A 20,256-nucleotide genomic window follows, 5' to 3' on the forward strand; every position below is an offset into this window, starting at 1 on the left:
ATATATGAGTATCTAAATATAAGTACTTAACTTATTAGAGATATTATTCGACTATCTTTCCAACTTCTGTGCAAATGTCGATGTTCATGCCACTTCAGTACTCCTGGATAAAATACTAAAATGTGCTTTTCTAATTCGTGTATTGAGTCTTTTTGCTCTGAACCCAAATCATTTTTATAGTAAACGTTGTGTTCTGCTAAACCATATTTTGTAATCTTCTGATCTGTATAGTTTTCTATTTTGTGGTGGTGAGTAACGCTAAACCTTTCTAAAATTGGCTTGTGTTTTAAATTCCAACGTTGCCCTGAAAGTTTATCGCTTCCCAATACAAATTTATTTCCTTCTTCTTCTATTCTACCAACCGGAAAACAGCTATTTATTTCTCCTAATTTCCAGCTATCTGACAGTACAATCTGCGCTTTTGCAAATTTAATCGATGGTAATAAGCTTTGAGTTAGAGGATACAGGGCTTTTAAGTTATACCACTGATGACTTCTTTCATAAATGCCTTTGTAATCCTTTGTGTGAGGCTCTGTTTCTCCAAGTACTGCTACATCTAATCGATATATGTCATTACTAAATGCTTGTTCATAATGCTCTCTTAAATAGTTGTCTACAATCTCTACTAACGGACCCCTAGATCTGAAAAAATTTATTCTTCCAAACGATAACACTGGCCCATTTTTTTCAACTTTTATACCAGAGTAGTCTGATAACAAACTTCCAAATAAACTTTCATCTAAAATAAACCTATCAACGTTATAGTGATCATTGAAAATCCTCATTAGCCTCGATCTTGCTGGTAACGATAGTTTTGCAAGCTCTACTACTGCATCTACGAAGAAGTCATTTGGTACGTCTCTTATCCCTACCTGCAACTCAAAAAAGTGTTTACCGGGTGGCTCTTCAATAATTATAATATCTTCTATATTTGCCCATTTTAGTGCTATTTTTAGTGATGCTGGAGTTCCTCTCAGTCTTTGAAATTTTACTCCTTCTACTATGGCTTTTCTTTTATCTTTTACCCAGCGCAATATCTCTTCTAAACCATATTCTTCTATTATCCACGACAATGTTTCCTCTTCCAATCTAAATTTAAATCCTCTGATACAGCTTGGATCAACCTTATAATCTGTTGCATCTACTAGCGCTTTTTCCTGTTTTGTTGCATTTGGTGGTAATAGCATTACTCAATCTTTAATTTTCGCAAATTTGCACACTCGTTCCCTAGTATCACAATATCCTCTTTTGGCTCGATTAATTCCACATTTTCTACACCCTCTACAAATAGATTCGCTATTATCCATGATCTTGTCACACTCCATCCCAGCCTTCTATTTGCTTCAAACTTCTTAATAAACTGCTTCTTGATTTCCTCCTTTGATATCACAGGACTTATGCTCATTCTGCTGTGAATATCTATTTCCGTAATATTGCAACCAACTACTGTTACTGTATCTGTTAAAACCCTTATATCATCTCTAGTAACCTGCTTTTTTACAATTTCTAGTAGCTCTTCTGACACCATGCCAGTTGTGGATAATTGTGTTGATAAGATTGAAATTTGTACTTTTCCTGGTATAGGTGATTCTACTAGTGCATCTTTTACTCTACTATCTGCTGACAGTGCATGATATTTATAATATTCCTTACTTCCTCCTGTTGACCAACCTGCTATTTTTGCTTTTACCCTCTTTCTAAATCTTTCATCCTCTTCTTCTTTTTCTCTCTCTACTCCATAAAATTCAGCCAAATTATCAAGATCTTCTCCCCTTGCAAATTTCAGTAAATTACTCTTTACTGCTTCGTTCATCCTTTGTCTGAGCAAAAGTTCTCGCCAGGCTGCTACCTCCAGAATCTTTATCGCTGGATCGGATTCTACTAACGCTGAAAAGGTTTCATCTCTACACACTAACTCCTCCTTCATTCTGGAAAAGATTTCCTCATAGCTTAGTTTTTCAATAATATTAGATGTCTGCATTTCTAAACAACTATTCCACTAATACCTATGAATTTGCCTTCTGAAAGATACATACCTTCAAGTACAAGAGTCATTTTTCCTTCTTTAGCTTCAGCAATCTTTACTTTTTCTAACTTAAATCTCTTCTCAAATTTCCCCAGTGCTTCTGCTGTTGCTGCATAGATTTCCAAAGTTAAATCTCTATTTATTGGCTTATCTACTAATTCAAATAATCGAGAACCATACTCTCTTCTCATAATACGTGATCCAATAGGAGTGGTTAAAATATCAGTAATTGATTGTTTTAAATGTTCTATTCCTTCCAATTCCTTTCCCGTGCTAGCATTCATGCCTCTCATTCTGCAAATACATTTTTGCTAACACCTATCACTTTAAAACTACACGATACCAAGTCTCCTGTTCTTGTTACTCCCATACCGTTCACAAATACGCTGTTTGACCCTTGCGTTAGTGTCTCCCCTATAGTCAAGATATCACCCCTACGACACACAGATCTACTATTTACAAATACGTCTTCACTTCCACTCATACAAACATGAACCGGTATTCCTGTACAATTATCCCCTACACAAACGATTGCTTTACCCATATGCTAGTTTAGATCTATTCTCCTTCCCTTAAGTTTTATTCTTTCTTTTGTCATTTCTATACTCGATTCTCCAGCTTTCAGTGTTATTTTATCTACTACTTCAATCTCTAAATGATGTTTATCTTTATCGTATGACAACTTTGTTCCATCTTGAAATGTTAAGCTACTCACCTCTTTTTTATTCTCTGATGCAGGGTATTTTTCCTGGTATATCCCTCCTAACACCACTCCTAACGATAATTCGCCAAGAGGAGAAAATATCATAACCTGTTCACCGATATCTGGTGGAGACCAATCTCTATCTTTTCCTGCTTTATTTGTTATCCACGGTAAATAATCTGTTAAAAATTCGCCTATTTTCACTCTTACTTTTGCTTTTTCATAATCTATTTCTTTTACAATTCCTATACGAACAACGTTTGCTAGCTTCCTATTTAGCTCTGAAATCGCAAAACTATGATCCAACATTTATATTTCCTACGTTTATTGTATGTGGCTTAAATTTTCCTTCTTCCCAAATAGATCGACCTACGTGTATTGTATGCACCCACTCAATCAACCACACTAAATACGCATCTAACTCTGGCCTAAATCCGTCAACTTCTGCAGAGATAAATTCTCCTGGTGAAACATTTTTCACATTCCAAGTATTTTTATTTACTACTCTTGCTACTTCTGTTGCTAATGACCTGACAACTAACGAGGAATCCTCGACTGTTCCATCAACTACAATCCTTGCTTCAAACCTGGCTTTCAAGGCTAATTCTTCTGTTCCAGGATCATGTCCTTTTTCAAAGCTGCTAAGTTCCACAAATACTGCCGGTGCTACTAATTCTTTTCTTATTGCTGGATAAATTTCACATGTCTGTATTGCTGATATTTCTTCCTTTAACTTAGTGCAAATTTCTTGATGTAAATCTTTCCAGAACTTTGTCATGCATATAATTTAACTCATGTAATGTATAAAATATTTTTCAAATACCTTTTCAACTTCATAATTAACAAGATTCCCTATTATCCTTGAAGCCTCAGGTTCTAGTGGCAACTTAACTTCCTTTATTGGCAATGCTGCCCTTCCTTCACGTTTAAACATACCGCTATTTCCTTTTGGCATAACTGCTGCAAATCCTCCTATAAACTCATGCTTTCCTACTTTCGATCCTCTTCTTGTTTTTTGTATTTTGCCAATTGTCGATGCTCTAATGTCGTAGAGACTTGCTCTAATTAACACTTCTAATCTGCTTGTTTTTGCTTTAAAAATTCTTAGCCTTCTTCTCATTAACGTCAATTTTATCTTCTTTTCCTCACTAATTTCCTTAGCTGCTTGCGCTTTTAACCATAGTGCCGTTTTGTTTAATGCCTTTACCGTTGCTAATTCTACTTTTCTTCTTTTAGCATTTACACTTTCTATTACCTCAACTTCTATATGAATAGACATTTTACACCCCAGACGCTTTTATTTTCCACGTTATTCCAGACTTGTCTCTAAGTGGCGGTGAGTGTACTTTATATCTTCGATCACCTATAACAAAAACATCTCCTACTATTGGCCTTAACACATCAAACGCACTTACTTCTAACGCTAAAGTTTCTTCCACAAATTGTCCTTCACCAATCTCGTATAATTTATCTGGCTGTTGCTTTAATACTTGTACCATGTATGACTTATCCTTTGATTTATACAAAGCCACTTCTCCTAAATGGGCAAAACAATCTTTTAGTAATCTCTTAATATTCTCTTGCATTCTTTCATAAGTATGCTAATAAGGTATATACTACTCTTGTGCCTCACCAACTTGTAGTTAATCTACCAGTATTGTTATGCTGCAACGACTTTTACTAATGTTCCTGGTCTGTGGCACACTGGCAGAGGATTTGACTGTGTATGTAAATCAGTTCCTCTATCAAACCTCCTTGGCTCTTGTTTTGCATATAGTGGCTGTCCAAGAGTATTTACTGTCTCATTAAAATCTGCTGGTGCAAAGTATGTTGTAAATGTGCTCGCTGTTCCTAGTGGAAAACAGTGCCCTGTATCTCTTTCTATAAATCTTCTTACTGTTCCTTCAGGATCAGTTGCTTGCCCTCTATATTCCTCAAATGTTATGCCACAGAAAGTAAATCCTGATCTCATATCGTTTCTCAGCGCTGCTCCTTCTTGCCATCTCTCGTATGCTTCTTTCACTTTACTATGCGAAGTTAGTGCATCAAAAAACTCAGGGCTTACCAAGGCATGAATTCCGGTCATATATTCGCCACTTAAGTTGTCTTCGATATGTCGCAATACCTCCAGACACTTACGCTTGACATCTGTTGTTGCTGTTCCAAGGGCAAAATTTACTACTTTTGGTGTGATTTCAAATTCGTTGTACAAATTTAATAATTCTGACCCGTCAGCATCAAGAATAATTCCCTTCAGCGCTCCCATTCGCAAATGCTCTAATGTTATTGCATGTTTGTTTCTCATTGATTGCAAATGATCAGTTATTACATCTGCAAGCGCTTTAAGTTCACTCTCTGATCCAAATGCCCTTATTCCTTGTACTTCTTCTGGCAGCACTACATCATCATGCGGAATGTGCGGAATCGTAAACGTTCTTACCTTTCTTTTTCCTCTTTTTCCTACTGTTGCTGGTGCTCCTGGAACTTGTGTTGGCAATAGACTTAAAACTCCGTTGTGTTCTTCTATGGTAATATGTCTAAATCTTACTGACCTACTTGGAAACAAATTTAAATTTTCAACTCGTCCATAATTTATCGGCAATATATTCATCGCATTTGTTAGTGCCGTCATGCTAAATGCTGTATTTGTAAATAGATTTTGCATTTTTTCTTTTCCCCCTTTGTGTTTTTTTATTGTTTAATATAGCCTTAGACTGCTTTACGGATAATGATCCCTCGTCCTTCAAGTTGCTTTATTGCTGCAGCTTTTTGCTCTTCAGTGATACCTGCTGGCCATACAACTGCATGATCTGCTAGCATTGCTATACGTGTAATGATTACTGCTTTGGCATTTTCTGTCGCATTTACATCACTTGTTATTACACCTATTGCTCCATCTGTTGCAGTTGGATCTATTATCTTAATCATGTTATCTTTATCGAGAGCCACTACTGTACCAAGTTTAAGATTTTGTCCCTTTGCTACTGTTATCTGATCTCTTGAATATAGACTTGACACCTCATACTTTAATAGGTCACCCAGATTATTTTGTTCGCTTATACAACTCATAAATTTCTCTCTCCTTAACTGCTTACCGCCGCTTTTATCAATGCTATATACGGCGGTTATAAAAATACTTTAACTCCTACGACTTCTTGCTACCTGTATCATTAAATCTTCTCCTGAATTCTGTGGTATTGCACTCAGTATCTCTGTCTTTTTCGTTCTCTCTGCAAGTAATTCCATTAAAACTTCCCTGGCTTGCTCAACACTTACGCCCTGCTCAATAAATTCTCCTATCTTTTCTGGCATCTTTGATACATTACATAATCTTATTATCTCTAAAATTTCTCTACGACAGTTCTCGTAGCCTTCCTCAGTTAACTCATTAGTTGTCATACTAACACTCCTATGATTATTGATAAATTCAAAAAATGTTGTAACTCCATCTGCAAGACCTATTTCTACTGCTTTCTCCCCAAAATATAGACCTGCTTCTGTTGATCGAATCTTTTCAATTGAAAGACCTCTGTTCCTTGCTATTAGCTGCAAAAACATTTCATATAGTCGGCCTACTTCTTTTTGTAAGCTTTCTAAACTTTCAGACGTCATTGGCTCATGCGGATTTAAATCATTCTTTCGATTACCAGCAAAGATTGTGGTATACTTAATACCTTGCTTTTCATCAAACCTACTTTGATCTATGTGACTTGCTATTACTCCAACACTTCCTACTCCTGAAGTTCTACTCACAAATACCTTTTCAGCGCTAGAGGCTATAGCGTACGCGGCAGAATATGCATCATCATTTGCTATCGCTATTATCATCTTTTTTCCTCTTGCACTATAAATAAAATCAGCTAAGTCAAATACTCCATTTACTTCTCCTCCTGGACTGTCTATGTCAAGTAGAATCGTCTCTATGCTTTTATCTTCTAAAGCACTCTCTATCTCTTCATGAATATTTTCATACGAAGTCATGTCTAAAATATGATCAAAAGCTTCTGTTTTTTTTGTCAAAACTCCATAAATACGTATTATTGCTATTCCTTTTGGGTTTATATGAAAATACTTTGAGTTCTTAAAGATAGGTTGTTTGCTGTTATATAATGATAGTAGTTCAAAGCTTCTTCTCTCTACCATTATTGGTTTATTTATCCACATCACCTTCCTTCCCTTTTATGATTAATGTCAGAATCGAAACAAAGTCCAAAAGAATTAGCACGCTTTTGATCTTCTGCTATTTCTTGGTCTATTTCTTCTACATCGTAACCCATTTCTGATACTACCTCTGCTCGACTTTTGAAGCCATTCCTTACTGCCATTTGCTGTGCTTGCTGATCTTTTAGCGGATCCACCCAATCAAATCCCTGTGGTATCCATTTTACTTCTTCTTTCGCTGCTTTTGCCACTTTTTCATCTATACAGAGTTCTCCACACAGTACTGCTAATTCTAGCCATCTATTCCATACTGGTCTACAAAATTGGAATACCATAATGTTATGTTGCAGCATAGCGCATCTACGACGAAACTCTATCAGTCCTGCTCTGATTGATGAATAATTAACACCCGTTAAATCTCCTGTTAGTTGTTCGTATGTTATCCCTGTGCCTATTGCAATAGCTCTCAGTTGCTGTCTCATGAATGCTTCATAACTTCCTCCTACATCTGATGGCTCTGAAAATTTTATGTCCTCTCCTGGGTCTAAAAGTTGCATTGTTCCAGGTTCTAGGCCAGATAGTGCTACTCCTTGCTCATTACTTTCACCTTCTCCTAAAATATTTGCTTCAGGATCGAGCCTTGTAATAAACCCTGCAAACATCGCTGCTGTCTTTTTTCTCACTAATTCTGCATCATCATATTGATCAAGTTCATAGAGCTTTAGCAGTATACTCGAAAGCCATGGCTCTCCTCTAATTTGCCCAGGTCTCAGTGGTTTATAGATATGTAAAACATCGTTTGCTGGTACTCTAACTGATTCGCCAAATGAGCCTTCGCCTGGATGTTCTCTAAATAAGTAATATGCCTCTCTTTGCCCAAGTCTATTGAACTCAATGCCGTTTCTTATTACATTACCATTGGCTAGTTTTTGATTACTTTTACTATCTAAATGCTCTGATTCCAGTACTTGCAGTTGTAATGGTACATATCCCTCCAGCTTTCTCGTTCTTAAACGTACAAAACATTCTCCTCCCTCTATCATACTTCTGCATACTAGAGCTTGTAATCCGTAAAAATCACTTATCCCATTACTGTCTGCTTCATCTGTCCATTTCAGCCATAATTCTTGTACTTTCTTTCGAAATTCTCCATCTCTTGCTTTTGATTGCGGTTTTATTCCTGTTCCAATAGAGTTACTTACTATTGTATCAATGATATTTGCTGCATATGGATTTTTTCTCACCATATCACGTGATCTACTACGCAGGTGCTCAAGGCTTTGAGAAAGCAAATTATTTATGCTTCCCGCTTCTCCTTGCCAATACATTACCCTTCTTCCTGAGCCCGCTGCATCCCATGCTAAACTTTTTATCTTTGGTTTGCTAAATAATTGCTTGAACGATTTTAACAGCATTACTTTTCCTTATCTGAAACTTTGGATAACTCAGCCTCTAGCTCTTCTATTGTTGGCAAGGCTGTCTTTACATTCTCTGGTAGATTTTCAGTAATTTTATATTCTGCCAACCCTATCGGTTTATTTATGTCTTTCAGTGTATACTTAGCTAGCACGTTATCCTTTGACTTGCATAAAATTAATCCTATAGATGGTTGATCTGTCTCGTGCTTTAGTAAATCATCAACGGCTGAAAGATAAAAATTCATTTTACCTGCATATTCTGGCTTGAAATCTTTGTCTTTTAGCTCAATTACTACAAAGCAACGTAACTTTAAATGGTAAAACAATAAATCAATATAGAAGTCTTTATTTCCAACATCTAAGTGAAATTGCCTACCTACAAATGCAAATCCTTCCCCTAGCTCAAGCAAAAACTTCTCTACATGGCCTACAAGACCTTTTTCTACTTCTCTTTCATGAGCGTCATCTCCTATACTCAAAAAATCAAAAATATATGGATCTTTTAATGTATAATGTGCTAAATCTGACTGGGGAGAAGGTAACTTATCTTTGAAGTTAGTAACAGCTTTTCCTTGACGTTTGTGCAATTCACGTTCGATTTGCATCACCATTATACTACGTGACCAACCGTGCTCTATAGCTTTTTGAAAATAAAATAGTCTTTCTTTTGGATCTTTTACTTTATCTAAAATAACTACAATATGAAACCAAGGCAATTGTGCAGCAACCTGCTGCGTAAATTCAGTATCTTGATATTCTGCAGCAAATTGACGCATATAAGTAAGATTCCTAGCACTAAATCCCTTCATTTCTGGAAATGCGCTTCTCAAATCCTTACTTAGCTGATCTATGATTTTAGCACCCCAACCATGTTCTTTTTGGCGCCTTAAGATCTCTGTACCAATATAGTGATAAAGCACAATGAGTTTGCTATTTACTGCTAGTGCTGCTTTATAACGACTAGTAGCAATCTGTTCTTTGAGCTGCTCTAAAAATTCTGTATATTCTTTTGCTATAATTTTTGTCATACGGTTCCTTTTAACGATTTTTATCATTATATGATCCCTTTACTCGTTGAAAAAACAATCTTTCTCTTCGGTTTCATTCCAACAATCTTTAGCTCAGCTTTAATACGTTGTCTTAAGTTTAGTAAATCATTTATCTGAACTTCAGCATATCTCACTACATGGTCACCATATGCAATTGATACTACTCGCTCTCCGTTTTGCAGCTTCTTTATCGCTTCTTCGACTTGAACTAAATACTCTTCGTTATACATTTTCCAGCCACTTACTCTGTCTTACTTTCTTAGGTTTTTTACTTTCTATTTTTCCACTCAAACTATTCCATTTACTCTCTGGCCAACGATCGATTCCAAGCGCAATAGATGCTGCTCTCGCATAAATTCGGCAATCTAGTACTTCATTTCTTTCTCTTACTTTTTGCCACTCTTGTTTGGTGTATCCTTTTACTACCTTGCTGACTAATTGCTCTGCCGTTAGCTGCTTAAAATACTCAGGTGCATACTCCGGAAAATGACAATATCCTGCTGGCACTTTCTCTTCTTCTTTTAAAATATTAAGTAGCTGAAAAAGCTCTGACTTTAATATCGATACTCCTACTGGCCAGAGCTTTATTCCTCTTTTTAGCTTTTGACCACCAACTGTTATATCAACTCTACTTGGGCTGCTAAGTGGCACTAGGGCTTTATTTACACCTTTAACTGCCATTACTCTTCCAGAGCCTTGATGACCTCTTACCCAATTGTATACTTCTTGTGTCGCATACCCAGCATCAACCGCCATCATACTTATCATGTATTCAAGACCATTTTCACCGATAAAATGATGATTTAAGAGCTCAGAGAGTTTTCCCCATACTTCTCCTCTTCCAGTATCACCTTCAAATACTCGGTAGTCTATTGACCAATTTTCACGGCTTTTTCCCCATGCTACAACTTCTACTTCTAACCGATCTTTTTGGACATCTACTCCTGCTGTGAGAACCACTTCACCTTTTGGTACTGTGCCTACGGGAAAAAATTCTCTTCTGTTGAATAATTGCTTCCAGTCTGGTACTTCTCCCTTATCTACCCAGGTTTCTCCAAGCGTTGTGTTGATCCAAACTTTCAGTAATTGTTCACTTTCCTTTGCATGCAGAAAATCCTCTACTGCTTGTTGCCAACTATACCACCCAACTGGACTATAAAGACTTGAAAGATGAAATCCTTTTTTCTCCCCTTCTTTTGCCTCTGTAGCTCTCCATTCTCCACGTTCTAGCATCTCTGTCTTTTGATGATTTTCTATTTTGCCGCTACATTCAGTGCAGACATAATGTGCTGTTCTTGAGTCGTTGTTTTCCCATTTTATTTGTGACCATTTCAGAACTTGATAGTAATTACAATGTGGACATGGTACAAAAAAGTATCTCTTATCTGTTGCTTCAAATTCCTTCTCAATTCTGCTTATTCCATGAATCGTTGGTGTTGATACTAAAAAAATCTTTCTCCGTGCAAATGTATTAGTTCGGGCTATGCTGAGTAAAACTGGATCTCCTTCTCCTCCTGAATCTCCTGGGTAGGCATCTATTTCATCAAGAAAGAGATATTTTACTGGCATAGATCTCAGTGCTACACTGCTATTTGCTCCGGTTATTACTACTATTCCACCTGGAAATTCCTTACTTTGTACAGTATTCCCTGAATCTCTTGATCTTGGGTCTTTTACTTTACTTTTTAAACATGGTGTACTTTCAATCAGTGGCGCAAATCTTCCTTTTGACCAACGCTTTCCCATTTCAACTGTTGGCTGTACTACTAACATTGGACCTGGTGTTTGATCTATGATATAGCCTATCCAATTGTTACCAGCTTCTGTTCCACCAATCTGCGCTCCTTTCATGAATACTATTTTCTCCGCTGGAGAAGATGGAGATAGTGAATCCATGATTTCTTTTAAATAAGGAGTTCTTTCCGTTCTCCATTTACCTGGCTCTGATGCTGCAGTTGGCGCTAAAACTCGATACTCATTCGCCCACTCTGATACTTTAAGGTGCGGATCTGGCCTTAAACCTTCAGAAAAAGATGTAGCGTATATCATATTGCTAGCTCTTCACCATCATTAGATGATACTTCAACATCACTTAAAATAGAACTGCACTCACTTGTTTTCTCACTTTCGAGTTCAATAAACATTTTCTTTTCAAGTGCTTCTTCTATATACTTCTGAATTAAATTACTCATTATTATTGCAGCTATGAGCGCAACTATTCCCACCATTACCGCAGCTATAATGTTAGCCACTATCGCTATTGCGCATATTGTTATAGTGACACAGATGATATTGGTATATTTCTTTATTTTTTTGTCTGCTATTTTCCTTTCTTCAAAATATTTATTGCTCAATAAATGAAATGTTGGAAAGTTCTTCTGTCTTCCAAATAACACTATTTCTTTCTCTTTACTCAGTAGTTCTATTAATTTTGCATTGTTCGTTATTATTGCATACTGAAAAACATCCGTGGCATCTGCTCCTCTCTTTAGCAACAACTTTACTACGTTAAAGTGACCATGCTTTGCAGCAACATAAATTCCCGTTTTTCCACTCTCATCTACAGCATCTATTTCAACTCCTTCACCAAGAATACCGTCTATTAGGTCTTCATATCCTTTTCTGGCAGCTAAATGAAGCAAACTGTTTTTATCAGCTCCGTATCTATTACTTGCTAAAATCTTTACTATATCTAATCTATTTGCTTCTTTTGCATAACAAAATGGTGTCTTGCCATTATCATCCTTAATTAAAGGATCTATATCTTCTCGCGTTAGTAAAACTTCTATTGTTTTCAGCCTTTCAGCATAATGTAGTGGCGTTTTATTTTCATAATCTTGTAAATTGACCTTGGAATTCGGAGCATTTATTAAACACCTTACAATATCCAAACATAAATCTCTCTCATCATAATTACTACTACTTACAGCTACGTGCAAAGAAGATAATTTCATTGCATTTCTGCCGCTACCAGCTATATTGACATTCGCACCAAGATTTGAAAGTAATTTTACTACTTCTAGCTTCTTGTTGTTTACTGCATAATGCATTGCTGCATGATTTCTCACGTCAAGAACATCCTTATCCGCGTTTCCTTCTCTAATTAAAATTTCTACTATTTCTTCATGTCCAGCTCCTGCCGCTAAGTGTAATGGTGTATGTAGTAGAGCATTCTGCTCATTAACATTAACTCCTTTGTTGAGTAAAAACCTTACAGCATTTGCTTCATTCAACATCGCAGCTAAGTGAAGTAAGCTATCTCCCTCTGATCCATATTTATGATTGATTAGTGCTTGTAATATTTCTTCTCTTGCACAAGAAAGCGCACTTTTACCATCATCATCAGTGATCAGTGGATTAATATTTTTCCTGTTCAGTAAGAGTGCAACCATACCAAACTCGTTAATTTCTACTGCATAATGTAGCGGTGTCTTTCCATTTAATCCTCTGACATTAACATCTAATCCAGGTTAGACACTTTATTAATTCTAAACTTAAGTTAGCAGACATTATTTAAAACTTAATATTAGATAATTCTTGTAATGAGTTTGTAATCTCTTCAGTTAGCGCCATATGAATCTTTTCAGTGTCACTCAGTGATGCAAGTAGTGCTGAAACTCTATTTGGAATATTAAGCAAATTATTACGGACAACTCTTGCTACGTTAAATGCATCGCGCTTTACTTCCTCTACTGCTACAAGTTCTCCTATCTCAGCCTTAGCTTTCGCCTCAAGTAGTTTACCTCGTTCCATTTCATTTTTTATTCGAGTTTTAAGCAACATTGTGGAAAGGTTACTTGTATTTTCGTTTTCTGGATTTTTTCTCCTCAGTGGCTGACTTGGATCTCTTATTGTTTCTATAGCCCTGTTTGCTTGTTCTCGGTCAATGAGTCCATCCTCCAGCTCAACTATTCCTTTTTTTACTAAATAACAGACATATTGCTTTGATACTCCTATCTCCCTTGCCCACTCTGTTTGTGTTATTTTTTCCACTTTTTTTGCCCCTTTTTACGAATTTCCTTCTTGAATTTCTGCAAAAGTTTTACCAGTATCGGCTAAAATGGCATCTCTTCCCGTGTATACTTGCCAACGTTTTATGGTTACATCTACAAATTTTGAATCTAGCTCTATTGTTCTACAAATTCTTCCTGTTCTCTCACATGCAATCAGTGTGCTGCCAGAACCGCTAAATGGATCAAGTACTATGTCTCCAGATCTACTGCTGTTTACTATTGCTCTCTCCATTAGCTCTACTGGCTTCATCGTTGGATGTAGTGAGTTATGTATTGGCTTATCATAAAACCACAGATCACTTTGATTTCTTCCTCCATGCCACTCACGTTTATTGCCGCTTTTCCATCCATAGAGCATTGCTTCGTATTGTCTTTGATAATCTGATCTTCCTAGCGTAAAGTGATTCTTTGCCCAAATGATAAATGTTGACCAACGACCACCTGCTTCTTCAAATGCTTTTTGCAACGTCGAAAACTCTGATGATGATATGCAGATGTAAATTGCTCCTTTCGTATATGCTAAAATATTGGAACAGATGTAGTAGAGAAAAAGTTCGTACTTTTCACCTTGATTATCGTTTAGTATTTTTTTATCTTCTCTTTCCTGACTGCTACCGTAATCAACGTTATATGGAGGATCACATACGGTAATATCTGCCATTTTATTGTCTAATACCGCTTTATATGATTCAACTAAAGAGCTATCACCACAATAGATTCGATGATCACCTAAAATCCATAAATCCCCTGGTTTTGTTATTTCTACTTTTTTGTCATCAACAACTAAGTCAGAAAGATCTTCTTTTTCACTGTCTAAATCATCAAGAAAGTTTTGAACTTTTTCTAATTCAAATCCAGTCATTTTAAGATCAAACTGTAAATCTTCTAACTCTTGAATTTCCACTTTTAAAAGCTCATCATCCCACTTTGCCCAGTTAGCTGATTGATTTGCCAGTAATCGAAAAGCTTTAGTTTGTGGTTCATTTAAATTATCACTTAAAACCACAGGAATACTCTCCATACCAAGTTTTCTTGCTGCTTTAAGTCTTAAATGACCATCAACCACAGTGCCATCGCTTTTTGCAACTATTGGTATACGAAAGCCGAATTCCCTGATTGAAGCACACATTCTGTTTACTACGTCATCATTTTTACGAGGATTACGCTTATATTCGACGAGGTTTTCAACAGGATAGTAGTGGATTGCTAAATTCATATCTTAATAATTAAAAAGTTAATATTCAAAATATCTCTGACACTAGAAAAGGCCTGGGGTCAGCACCACCAAACCCGCCATTATGGCCGAAAGGACCCACTTTTTATGAGCTTATTAATATCTTTCCATAACATAGAACATCAAAGCTAAAGCATCTGCTTGATTATCATCTCTAGGTGAAAAACCTTTTTCACGTATCGCTTCAATAACTTCACTCTTACTTGCATTGCCTTTGCCTGTTATAAAGCGTTTTATAGTCTTAACAGGAACACTCTGATAGGGAATATGATTCTCTTCACACCAAGCAGAGAGAACTGCAAGAAAACCACCATAACAATGCGCTGCATCAGTTCCAAGGTGTCTTCTTACTTCCTCAAAATAAACTGTTTCAATACTTGGAAATTTTTCTTTCATTTCATTCAACCACTTACGAAAATTTAGAAATACCATGCCACCTCCACTGAAACGACTACCATGAAAACTTTTGCTTCCACTTTCAATTACTCCATCTGTTAGAATTGCCCAGCCCGTTTGCTTGCCAAGGTCGAGTGTTAGGATTGACATTTTCTTTGTGTTTGAAGCGTATAGAGGTAAACTAACCTCGTTGAAACAATGCCCTTCTATTATATATATACCGGATTTCTTACTACTTTTTCCGGGATTTTCTAAAAAAAAAGTTAAAATAATTTCAAAACTGCTCACCAGCTAAAGAATAAAGTAGATAGTTCTCTATTTTTAGAGTTTTACAGTTGCTTGTCTTTTTTACAAATAACCTATATGCTACTTGAAGTAAGGTAGAGTAGATATGATAATAAATGAAAACGAAATTTTATTATATACAACTCCAGATGGAGACGTGAGAATTGATGTTTTGTATCGAGATGAAAACATTTGGCTTACACAAAAAAGAATGGCGGAGTTGTTTGATGTTAATATTAGAACAATTAGTGAGCATTTACAGAACATATTTGCTAGTCAAGAGTTAGATAAAGATTCAGTTATCCGGATTTCCCGGAATACTGCTGAAGATGGTAAACAGTACCCTACACAATTTTATAATTTGGATAGCTATTGGTTATCGAGTTAATTCTAAAAAGGCTACATCTTTCAGAGTATGGGCTACAAAAATTTTGAGAGATTTCATCATCAAAGGATTTGCATTAGATAGCGAACGGCTAAAAAACGGCCTAAAGTTTGGCAAAGACTACTTCAATGAATTACTTGAAAAAATCAGGAGCATCCGAACGTAGGTTTTACCAGAAGATTACTGACATTTATGCTGAATGCTCTGCAGACTATGATCCAAATTCAGAAATAACAAAACAATTTTATGCAAAAGTACAGAATAAATTATATTGATGGCCTAACTGCAGCAGAGCTCTCGAGTTGACCACAAAAAACCAAATATTGGGCTAACTACATGGAAAGATGGTTCTGGCAACAAAATTCATAAGAGTGATGTGAGTACTGCAAAAAACTACTTGACTGAAAAAGAGTTGAGTGCATATTGTTTCCTAGATTATGCGGAACTTCAAGCAAGAAAGCATCGGCTAATAAAAATGCAGAATTGGGTTGAAAAGTTGGATGCATTTCTATTGTTCAATGATTATGAAGTACTTAAAGATGCTGGTAAAGTTAGTGCTGAAGTTGCAAAAGCTCTAGCTGAAGGAGAATACGAAAAGTATAGAGTTATACAAACATGAATCTGACTTTGATGAATTAAGTAAAGAAAGTGAGAAAATAACTACAACAAAAACCAGCTTGTAGTTGAGCTATCTGTGTTTGATATCTTGTCTATCACCTTTTGTTTTAATTTCAAGGGGGGTGAAAAATTGTCCCCACCCTTTAGAAAGCCCCGTATCTCTGCTTTTTATCTACCAATAATATAGTAGAAATATAAGTCTTTGTCTCCATTATACTAGATAAACCTGGAGACGTAAATAAATAAATTTTGATCTTTGTCTCCATTTTAAGGTAGCTTCTGTTTCTTCTTTTATAGCAGCAACTCCAAACTTTTTTCCTTTAGATTCATCTACAAATTATTTATAGAGATTACCTAAAAATTCAACTTAAGAGTTTTAGATGAAAATAGTTATATTTCAATAAGACCTCCAAAATAACCAGCTCTGGTGATATATATTCACCGAAATTACAAAAACTGTTCACTTTTTTGAAAAAGTATTTTACAATAAATAAGAAATATGATAAAATAAGGTGAGGTTTTTTGTAGCAAGTAAAAGTTTAAGGTAAAAGATAATTTAGAAATGCCTCATAATCGAGTTTTAAGCTGCCTTACATAAGTAACTTAGTTCTTGGTAGTATAATTGTACCCTGGAGTCGTATAATCACTTTAAATTCGCACTAAATGCAATTGCCTCAAGGTTGTATTTTTTTCATTAAATTTAAGTAATGTTTTGTGGTAATCTCTCTAGGTCTTCTTCATTTCTATTTATCCAATATATTTTATATTTATTATTACTGTTATTATTTATTACTATTATATATATATAATATATAAGGGTTTTAGGAAGCTAGAATCCGCCTCACTGGCTGACTTTAGACATGTGGTTTCTAGGAACGCTTTTAGGAACGTAGGCAAAAAAGCTAGCTCTCACGCAGAATTTAGATTCCTGATTTCTAATTACTGATTTAGGAACCTAGGAATTAGGAATGTAATACAATCATTGATGGTGCTATTTCTTAAGTGCTAAGTTCTAGTTGAGTGGATGTAAATTGATAGTAGCTATATAGATTGAAATGGCAATAGAGAAAACTGGGTAAACTCTAAAATATTTTTACCCATAAAAAAAAACTTATCCTAACATTAAATTTTCCCTATAGCTAAAATCTTCAGCTCCAAGAGTGAATTTTCCTATACCACAAGCAAATGGTCCAGTTGGAATGTCAAGCCACTTATCCTCTCTTGAACCTGTAGACATCACTTTAACTAACTGCTTTACCTGCAAAAGTTCCTGTACCATACGCTCTAGTCTATCCCTTCCCATGCTGTGAAAAACTTCAGGTAGTCTATGGCGTTGCTTATATACTCCTGTGCTTCCTGTGTGAGTAAATGGATGCCCTGAAGCAGCAGATCGTGTAACTGCATCGATAAGACATATTTTAAGGTCTTTTTCACTAGCATTTTTAACTGTTAGTTGTATTGTTATATCTTCTAGTAGCCCTGTTTCCTGATTTCTTAGGTAAGTTCTTACAGTACGATCAGCTAACCCATTGGCCTTCACAACTGCCCCATGAAATAAAGCATTCTGTCTTGGTGTTTCTCCTACTGCCTTAAAGATCTCTAGCCTAGCTGTATTTTCTATTGGCCAAAAAGCGTATGAGCATCTAACACCATTAACAAGAGCAGAGGTACCTCTTATTGCATCTCTTGCTTGTTCAACAGTTAGTATAGGTTTTTCTCCCTTTGGTTTTCTCATGTGGTGAGCAGTAACAATTGAAGCTCCAGTACTATTTGCTAGATCAGACAATAGACACATCAGATAATCCCCTACAGCTGGGTCAGCATTTATATCTGCATGGATAAATGAAGCAAGTGGATCAAATACTATCAATTTCAGATCTTTAATTTCCTCGAGCTGTTTTATTATAGATTCGAATTCAGGAGAAACTTCGACAACTTTACCACGAACGTTTTTTAGTATTGTAAGTGATCCTCTGACGTTTGGCAGTGGTACAATAAATAGTTTGTCTTTATATTTTAATCTTTCACATTTAGGGTCAAGTCGTTCTAAGCGGCGATGTACTTCACCTGCATCATCTTCTGCTAAAAAGACTACCACTGATCCATGTTCAGTCACAAGCGAACCAAAACCACATATTTGATCTGTATCATTTACAACTTTGAGAGCCAAATCAAGTAGCAGCATTCCTTTTCCTGTGTCTCCCATAGCAGCAACTATTGAAGTAACGCCCAAAGGAAATATCCCTTCAACAAGAAATTTTTGCTCTGGTACTGGACCTACAAAGCGCTCTGCACTCCAATCTAAAATATTAAGTGGCTGTTTTATGGGTCTTTCTAAACTTTTCATATTTGAAGTATCAGTAGTTGGAATATCAGTAGCAGGTAAATTTATACATGGAGTTGAAGTTAAAAACTCTTTGACATCTATACCTTCCTCTACACAATCTGCAGCATCCCAGCCTTTTGTTTTATTTTGTGGAATATTAAGAACAACAAGTGATTCAACTCCGATTTCTAAAAGCTTTTTTTCAGCATTTTTAGCATATTTCTTACCTGCTTCATCATTATCTGGCCATATAATAATGTGTTTACCTTTAAGTGGAGTCCAATCAGTTTTCTCAATAGGTGCATTTGCTCCAGACATCGCTGTTGTTGCAGTTATTCCCTTCTCTATCAGCGCTTCTGCACATTTTTCCCCTTCCACCAGAACAATTTTATCAGACTTTAAGATTTCTGGAATATTATATAGAGGCCTTATTTCTGGTGATGCAAACTTAGATTGTTTGATATCAAAAGGCTTGTATACTTTTTTCTTTCCAGGAGGATCAGAACGATAAACTTTTACAATCACCTGACCATTTTCATCATAATAATTCCAACTTTGGGTAATAAATTTCTCGAAGTCTTCATCAACATATTCTCTGTATTTTTTATTATTTCCGAGCCATTCACTTATTGAAGCCATTACCTCAGGAAACTCTGTCCTTGCATTCTTTCTATGCACAGCTGCCCAAAGGTCGATAATGTCACCACCTTCTCCAGTTGCAAAATCATTCCATAATCCTGCTCTACTGCCACTTAGTTCTACTCTTAAACTTTGTCCTTTGTTACCATGCACATCACCTATTCGAAATTCATCACCATGAAAGGTCCCATTGGGGAAAAGGTAAGAAAGACAAGATCTTAAATTCAACAATAGTTGTGCTTTAATCTCTGGAACATTGTATGAAACACTCATAATTAACCTTTAAATTCGGAGTCTTGTTCTATATATTCACCGGATTTACAAAAACTGTTCAGTTCGTAGGTGCATTGTCTGATCAAAGTTTTGAGTGTCTGAGGTTTGAAAAAAGATTCCAGGTTTTCAGAGGGTAAAAAACTCACGATTGTCTGAGGTATTTTTTTCATGTCCTACAATATTTACTAAGAAAGTTTCATCCTTAAGTCTTTCATTTAAGGATACATCTTATGAAATCTAGAAACTCTTATTCAGGTATTGATCCTAAAGTTGTTAATTTAATAAAATTTTACGCAAAATGTTATAAGTCGCTTACTGATCAAGATATTGAAGACATAGAACAAGACCTCTTCTGTGAGTTTCTTTCATGCATAAATCAGTATGATAAGACTAAGGGCAGTCTTTCAACTTTTGCTAAGCAAGTTGTTAAAAATCGTATTAATAATCTAGTCCGTAAACACTCACGTACTACTCCTAAACTTGAAAATAATGTGCAACAGGAAAGTTACTGTTTTGAAGATGAATCGATACTACGTATTGATGTTGAGCAAATTATTTCAAAGTTACCAAAGAAGTGGCAGGTTTTATGTGAACAACTAAAACACCACAGCATTGCTGAAGTTGCAGACATGCACAATATGTCACGGACTACTTTGTACAACATTTTCAAGAAAATGCGATCTAAATTTGCACCTGTTTACGGAAAAAAGCATAAGAAAAATTGAACAGT

22 protein-coding genes and 2 pseudogenes are annotated in these 20,256 nt (G+C 35.9%); 4 read left to right on the forward strand and 20 right to left on the reverse strand.

The features are described 5' to 3' along the window. Nucleotides 1-26 precede the first annotated feature (26 nt). The 19 genes and pseudogenes from ABWU35_RS05595 to ABWU35_RS05685 form a co-directional block, all read right to left on the reverse strand. Nucleotides 27-1,187 (reverse strand): phage tail protein, encoded by a 1,161-nt coding sequence (locus ABWU35_RS05595; RefSeq protein WP_353272257.1) that lies wholly within the window; start codon nt 1,185-1,187, stop codon nt 27-29. Continuing rightward, complete coding sequence (locus ABWU35_RS05600) at nt 1,187-1,981, reverse strand: baseplate J/gp47 family protein (RefSeq protein ID WP_265028122.1); 795 nt, start codon at nt 1,979-1,981, stop codon at nt 1,187-1,189. The genes ABWU35_RS05595 and ABWU35_RS05600 overlap by 1 nt, the downstream gene beginning before the upstream one ends. A 2-nt stretch (nt 1,982-1,983) precedes the next feature. Next, nucleotides 1,984-2,319, reverse strand: coding sequence for a GPW/gp25 family protein (locus ABWU35_RS05605; protein ID WP_264336175.1), 336 nt, complete (start codon nt 2,317-2,319; stop codon nt 1,984-1,986). After that, nucleotides 2,316-2,570: a PAAR domain-containing protein gene (locus ABWU35_RS05610; RefSeq protein ID WP_015587734.1), complete on the reverse strand. Its 255-nt coding sequence runs from the start codon at nt 2,568-2,570 to the stop codon at nt 2,316-2,318. Before ABWU35_RS05610 ends, ABWU35_RS05605 begins: the two co-directional genes overlap by 4 nt. Nucleotides 2,571-2,573: 3 nt before the next feature. Next, nucleotides 2,574-3,038 (reverse strand): phage baseplate assembly protein V, encoded by a 465-nt coding sequence (locus tag ABWU35_RS05615; protein WP_264377327.1) that lies wholly within the window; start codon nt 3,036-3,038, stop codon nt 2,574-2,576. Then, nucleotides 3,025-3,507 (reverse strand): hypothetical protein, encoded by a 483-nt coding sequence (locus ABWU35_RS05620; RefSeq protein ID WP_264377326.1) that lies wholly within the window; start codon nt 3,505-3,507, stop codon nt 3,025-3,027. Before ABWU35_RS05620 ends, ABWU35_RS05615 begins: the two co-directional genes overlap by 14 nt. A gap of 9 nt (nt 3,508-3,516) precedes the next feature. Next, nucleotides 3,517-4,008, reverse strand: a complete 492-nt coding sequence (locus ABWU35_RS05625; RefSeq protein ID WP_264688677.1) for a phage tail protein — start codon at nt 4,006-4,008, stop codon at nt 3,517-3,519. A 1-nt stretch (nt 4,009) separates the two neighbouring features. Next, nucleotides 4,010-4,315 (reverse strand): hypothetical protein, encoded by a 306-nt coding sequence (locus ABWU35_RS05630; RefSeq protein WP_214303342.1) that lies wholly within the window; start codon nt 4,313-4,315, stop codon nt 4,010-4,012. Nucleotides 4,316-4,389: 74 nt separating this feature from the next. Further along, nucleotides 4,390-5,394, reverse strand: coding sequence for a major capsid protein (locus ABWU35_RS05635; protein ID WP_265028121.1), 1,005 nt, complete (start codon nt 5,392-5,394; stop codon nt 4,390-4,392). 44 nt (nt 5,395-5,438) lie between these two features. Beyond that, nucleotides 5,439-5,798: a head decoration protein gene (locus tag ABWU35_RS05640; protein WP_264377324.1), complete on the reverse strand. Its 360-nt coding sequence runs from the start codon at nt 5,796-5,798 to the stop codon at nt 5,439-5,441. Between the two features lie 69 nt (nt 5,799-5,867). After that, nucleotides 5,868-6,893, reverse strand: coding sequence for a S49 family peptidase (locus tag ABWU35_RS05645; protein ID WP_264377323.1), 1,026 nt, complete (start codon nt 6,891-6,893; stop codon nt 5,868-5,870). Then, on the reverse strand, nt 6,893-8,305 hold the full coding sequence (locus ABWU35_RS05650) for a phage portal protein (RefSeq protein WP_264685591.1): 1,413 nt from the start codon (nt 8,303-8,305) through the stop codon (nt 6,893-6,895). Before ABWU35_RS05650 ends, ABWU35_RS05645 begins: the two co-directional genes overlap by 1 nt. After that, on the reverse strand, nt 8,305-9,336 hold the full coding sequence (locus ABWU35_RS05655; protein WP_096097252.1) for a YhcG family protein: 1,032 nt from the start codon (nt 9,334-9,336) through the stop codon (nt 8,305-8,307). The genes ABWU35_RS05650 and ABWU35_RS05655 overlap by 1 nt, the downstream gene beginning before the upstream one ends. 26 nt (nt 9,337-9,362) lie before the next feature. After that, a complete protein-coding gene (locus ABWU35_RS05660) occupies nt 9,363-9,587 on the reverse strand; it encodes a gpW family head-tail joining protein (RefSeq protein ID WP_007302777.1) in 225 nt (74 codons plus the stop codon). Continuing rightward, on the reverse strand, nt 9,580-11,406 hold the full coding sequence (locus ABWU35_RS05665) for a phage terminase large subunit family protein (protein WP_353275943.1): 1,827 nt from the start codon (nt 11,404-11,406) through the stop codon (nt 9,580-9,582). The genes ABWU35_RS05660 and ABWU35_RS05665 overlap by 8 nt, the downstream gene beginning before the upstream one ends. Further along, nucleotides 11,403-12,867, reverse strand: a pseudogene (locus tag ABWU35_RS05670) (ankyrin repeat domain-containing protein). The gene ABWU35_RS05665 and the pseudogene ABWU35_RS05670 overlap by 4 nt, the downstream one beginning before the upstream one ends. A 3-nt stretch (nt 12,868-12,870) precedes the next feature. Continuing rightward, complete coding sequence (locus ABWU35_RS05675) at nt 12,871-13,350, reverse strand: hypothetical protein (RefSeq protein ID WP_019236285.1); 480 nt, start codon at nt 13,348-13,350, stop codon at nt 12,871-12,873. Between the two features lie 15 nt (nt 13,351-13,365). Continuing rightward, nucleotides 13,366-14,586, reverse strand: coding sequence for a DNA modification methylase (locus tag ABWU35_RS05680; RefSeq protein WP_264377320.1), 1,221 nt, complete (start codon nt 14,584-14,586; stop codon nt 13,366-13,368). Nucleotides 14,587-14,700: 114 nt separating this feature from the next. Further along, on the reverse strand, nt 14,701-15,150 hold the full coding sequence (locus ABWU35_RS05685; protein ID WP_026097221.1) for a crossover junction endodeoxyribonuclease RuvC: 450 nt from the start codon (nt 15,148-15,150) through the stop codon (nt 14,701-14,703). 241 nt (nt 15,151-15,391) lie between these two features. On the opposite strand from ABWU35_RS05685, the gene ABWU35_RS05690 reads away from it, so the two are divergent. The 3 genes and pseudogenes from ABWU35_RS05690 (at nt 15,392) to ABWU35_RS05700 (ending at nt 16,289) form a co-directional block, all read left to right on the forward strand. Beyond that, nucleotides 15,392-15,673 (forward strand): hypothetical protein, encoded by a 282-nt coding sequence (locus tag ABWU35_RS05690; protein WP_264376396.1) that lies wholly within the window; start codon nt 15,392-15,394, stop codon nt 15,671-15,673. Continuing rightward, a pseudogene (gene rhuM / locus ABWU35_RS05695) lies at nt 15,615-15,945 on the forward strand (RhuM family protein). Before ABWU35_RS05690 ends, rhuM begins: the two are co-directional and overlap by 59 nt. Before the next feature lie 47 nt (nt 15,946-15,992). Beyond that, complete coding sequence (locus tag ABWU35_RS05700; RefSeq protein ID WP_264376582.1) at nt 15,993-16,289, forward strand: virulence RhuM family protein; 297 nt, start codon at nt 15,993-15,995, stop codon at nt 16,287-16,289. Nucleotides 16,290-17,399: 1,110 nt separating this feature from the next. On the opposite strand, the gene ABWU35_RS05705 is transcribed toward ABWU35_RS05700, so the two are convergent. After that, nucleotides 17,400-19,526, reverse strand: coding sequence for an AAA family ATPase (locus ABWU35_RS05705; RefSeq protein ID WP_265028105.1), 2,127 nt, complete (start codon nt 19,524-19,526; stop codon nt 17,400-17,402). Nucleotides 19,527-19,756: 230 nt separating this feature from the next. Here ABWU35_RS05705 and ABWU35_RS05710 point away from each other — a divergent pair, with 230 nt between their 5' ends. Beyond that, entirely contained in the window at nt 19,757-20,251 is a 495-nt protein-coding gene (locus tag ABWU35_RS05710; RefSeq protein WP_265028104.1) for an RNA polymerase sigma factor, read from the forward strand. The last annotated feature ends 5 nt before the right edge of the window (nt 20,252-20,256 follow it).

Source organism: Wolbachia endosymbiont (group B) of Xylocampa areola (genome assembly GCF_964028205.1).
Classification (GTDB): Bacteria; Pseudomonadota; Alphaproteobacteria; order Rickettsiales; family Anaplasmataceae; genus Wolbachia.

Bases quoted from the DNA above. Each gene is read 5' to 3' on its own strand.
- ABWU35_RS05595 (WP_353272257.1), bottom strand. From the start codon at position 1,187: ATGCTATTACCACCAAATGCAACAAAACAGGAAAAAGCGCTAGTAGAT.
- ABWU35_RS05600 (WP_265028122.1), bottom strand. From the start codon at position 1,981: ATGCAGACATCTAATATTATTGAAAAACTAAGCTATGAGGAAATCTTT.
- ABWU35_RS05605 (WP_264336175.1), bottom strand. From the start codon at position 2,319: ATGAGAGGCATGAATGCTAGCACGGGAAAGGAATTGGAAGGAATAGAA.
- ABWU35_RS05610 (WP_015587734.1), bottom strand. From the start codon at position 2,570: ATGGGTAAAGCAATCGTTTGTGTAGGGGATAATTGTACAGGAATACCG.
- ABWU35_RS05615 (WP_264377327.1), bottom strand. From the start codon at position 3,038: ATGTTGGATCATAGTTTTGCGATTTCAGAGCTAAATAGGAAGCTAGCA.
- ABWU35_RS05620 (WP_264377326.1), bottom strand. From the start codon at position 3,507: ATGACAAAGTTCTGGAAAGATTTACATCAAGAAATTTGCACTAAGTTA.
- ABWU35_RS05625 (WP_264688677.1), bottom strand. From the start codon at position 4,008: ATGTCTATTCATATAGAAGTTGAGGTAATAGAAAGTGTAAATGCTAAA.
- ABWU35_RS05630 (WP_214303342.1), bottom strand. From the start codon at position 4,315: ATGCAAGAGAATATTAAGAGATTACTAAAAGATTGTTTTGCCCATTTA.
- ABWU35_RS05635 (WP_265028121.1), bottom strand. From the start codon at position 5,394: ATGCAAAATCTATTTACAAATACAGCATTTAGCATGACGGCACTAACA.
- ABWU35_RS05640 (WP_264377324.1), bottom strand. From the start codon at position 5,798: ATGAGTTGTATAAGCGAACAAAATAATCTGGGTGACCTATTAAAGTAT.
- ABWU35_RS05645 (WP_264377323.1), bottom strand. From the start codon at position 6,893: ATGTGGATAAATAAACCAATAATGGTAGAGAGAAGAAGCTTTGAACTA.
- ABWU35_RS05650 (WP_264685591.1), bottom strand. From the start codon at position 8,305: ATGCTGTTAAAATCGTTCAAGCAATTATTTAGCAAACCAAAGATAAAA.
- ABWU35_RS05655 (WP_096097252.1), bottom strand. From the start codon at position 9,336: ATGACAAAAATTATAGCAAAAGAATATACAGAATTTTTAGAGCAGCTC.
- ABWU35_RS05660 (WP_007302777.1), bottom strand. From the start codon at position 9,587: ATGTATAACGAAGAGTATTTAGTTCAAGTCGAAGAAGCGATAAAGAAG.
- ABWU35_RS05665 (WP_353275943.1), bottom strand. From the start codon at position 11,406: ATGATATACGCTACATCTTTTTCTGAAGGTTTAAGGCCAGATCCGCAC.
- ABWU35_RS05680 (WP_264377320.1), bottom strand. From the start codon at position 14,586: ATGAATTTAGCAATCCACTACTATCCTGTTGAAAACCTCGTCGAATAT.
- ABWU35_RS05685 (WP_026097221.1), bottom strand. From the start codon at position 15,150: ATGTCAATCCTAACACTCGACCTTGGCAAGCAAACGGGCTGGGCAATT.
- ABWU35_RS05690 (WP_264376396.1), top strand. From the start codon at position 15,392: ATGATAATAAATGAAAACGAAATTTTATTATATACAACTCCAGATGGA.
- ABWU35_RS05705 (WP_265028105.1), bottom strand. From the start codon at position 19,526: ATGAGTGTTTCATACAATGTTCCAGAGATTAAAGCACAACTATTGTTG.
- ABWU35_RS05710 (WP_265028104.1), top strand. From the start codon at position 19,757: ATGAAATCTAGAAACTCTTATTCAGGTATTGATCCTAAAGTTGTTAAT.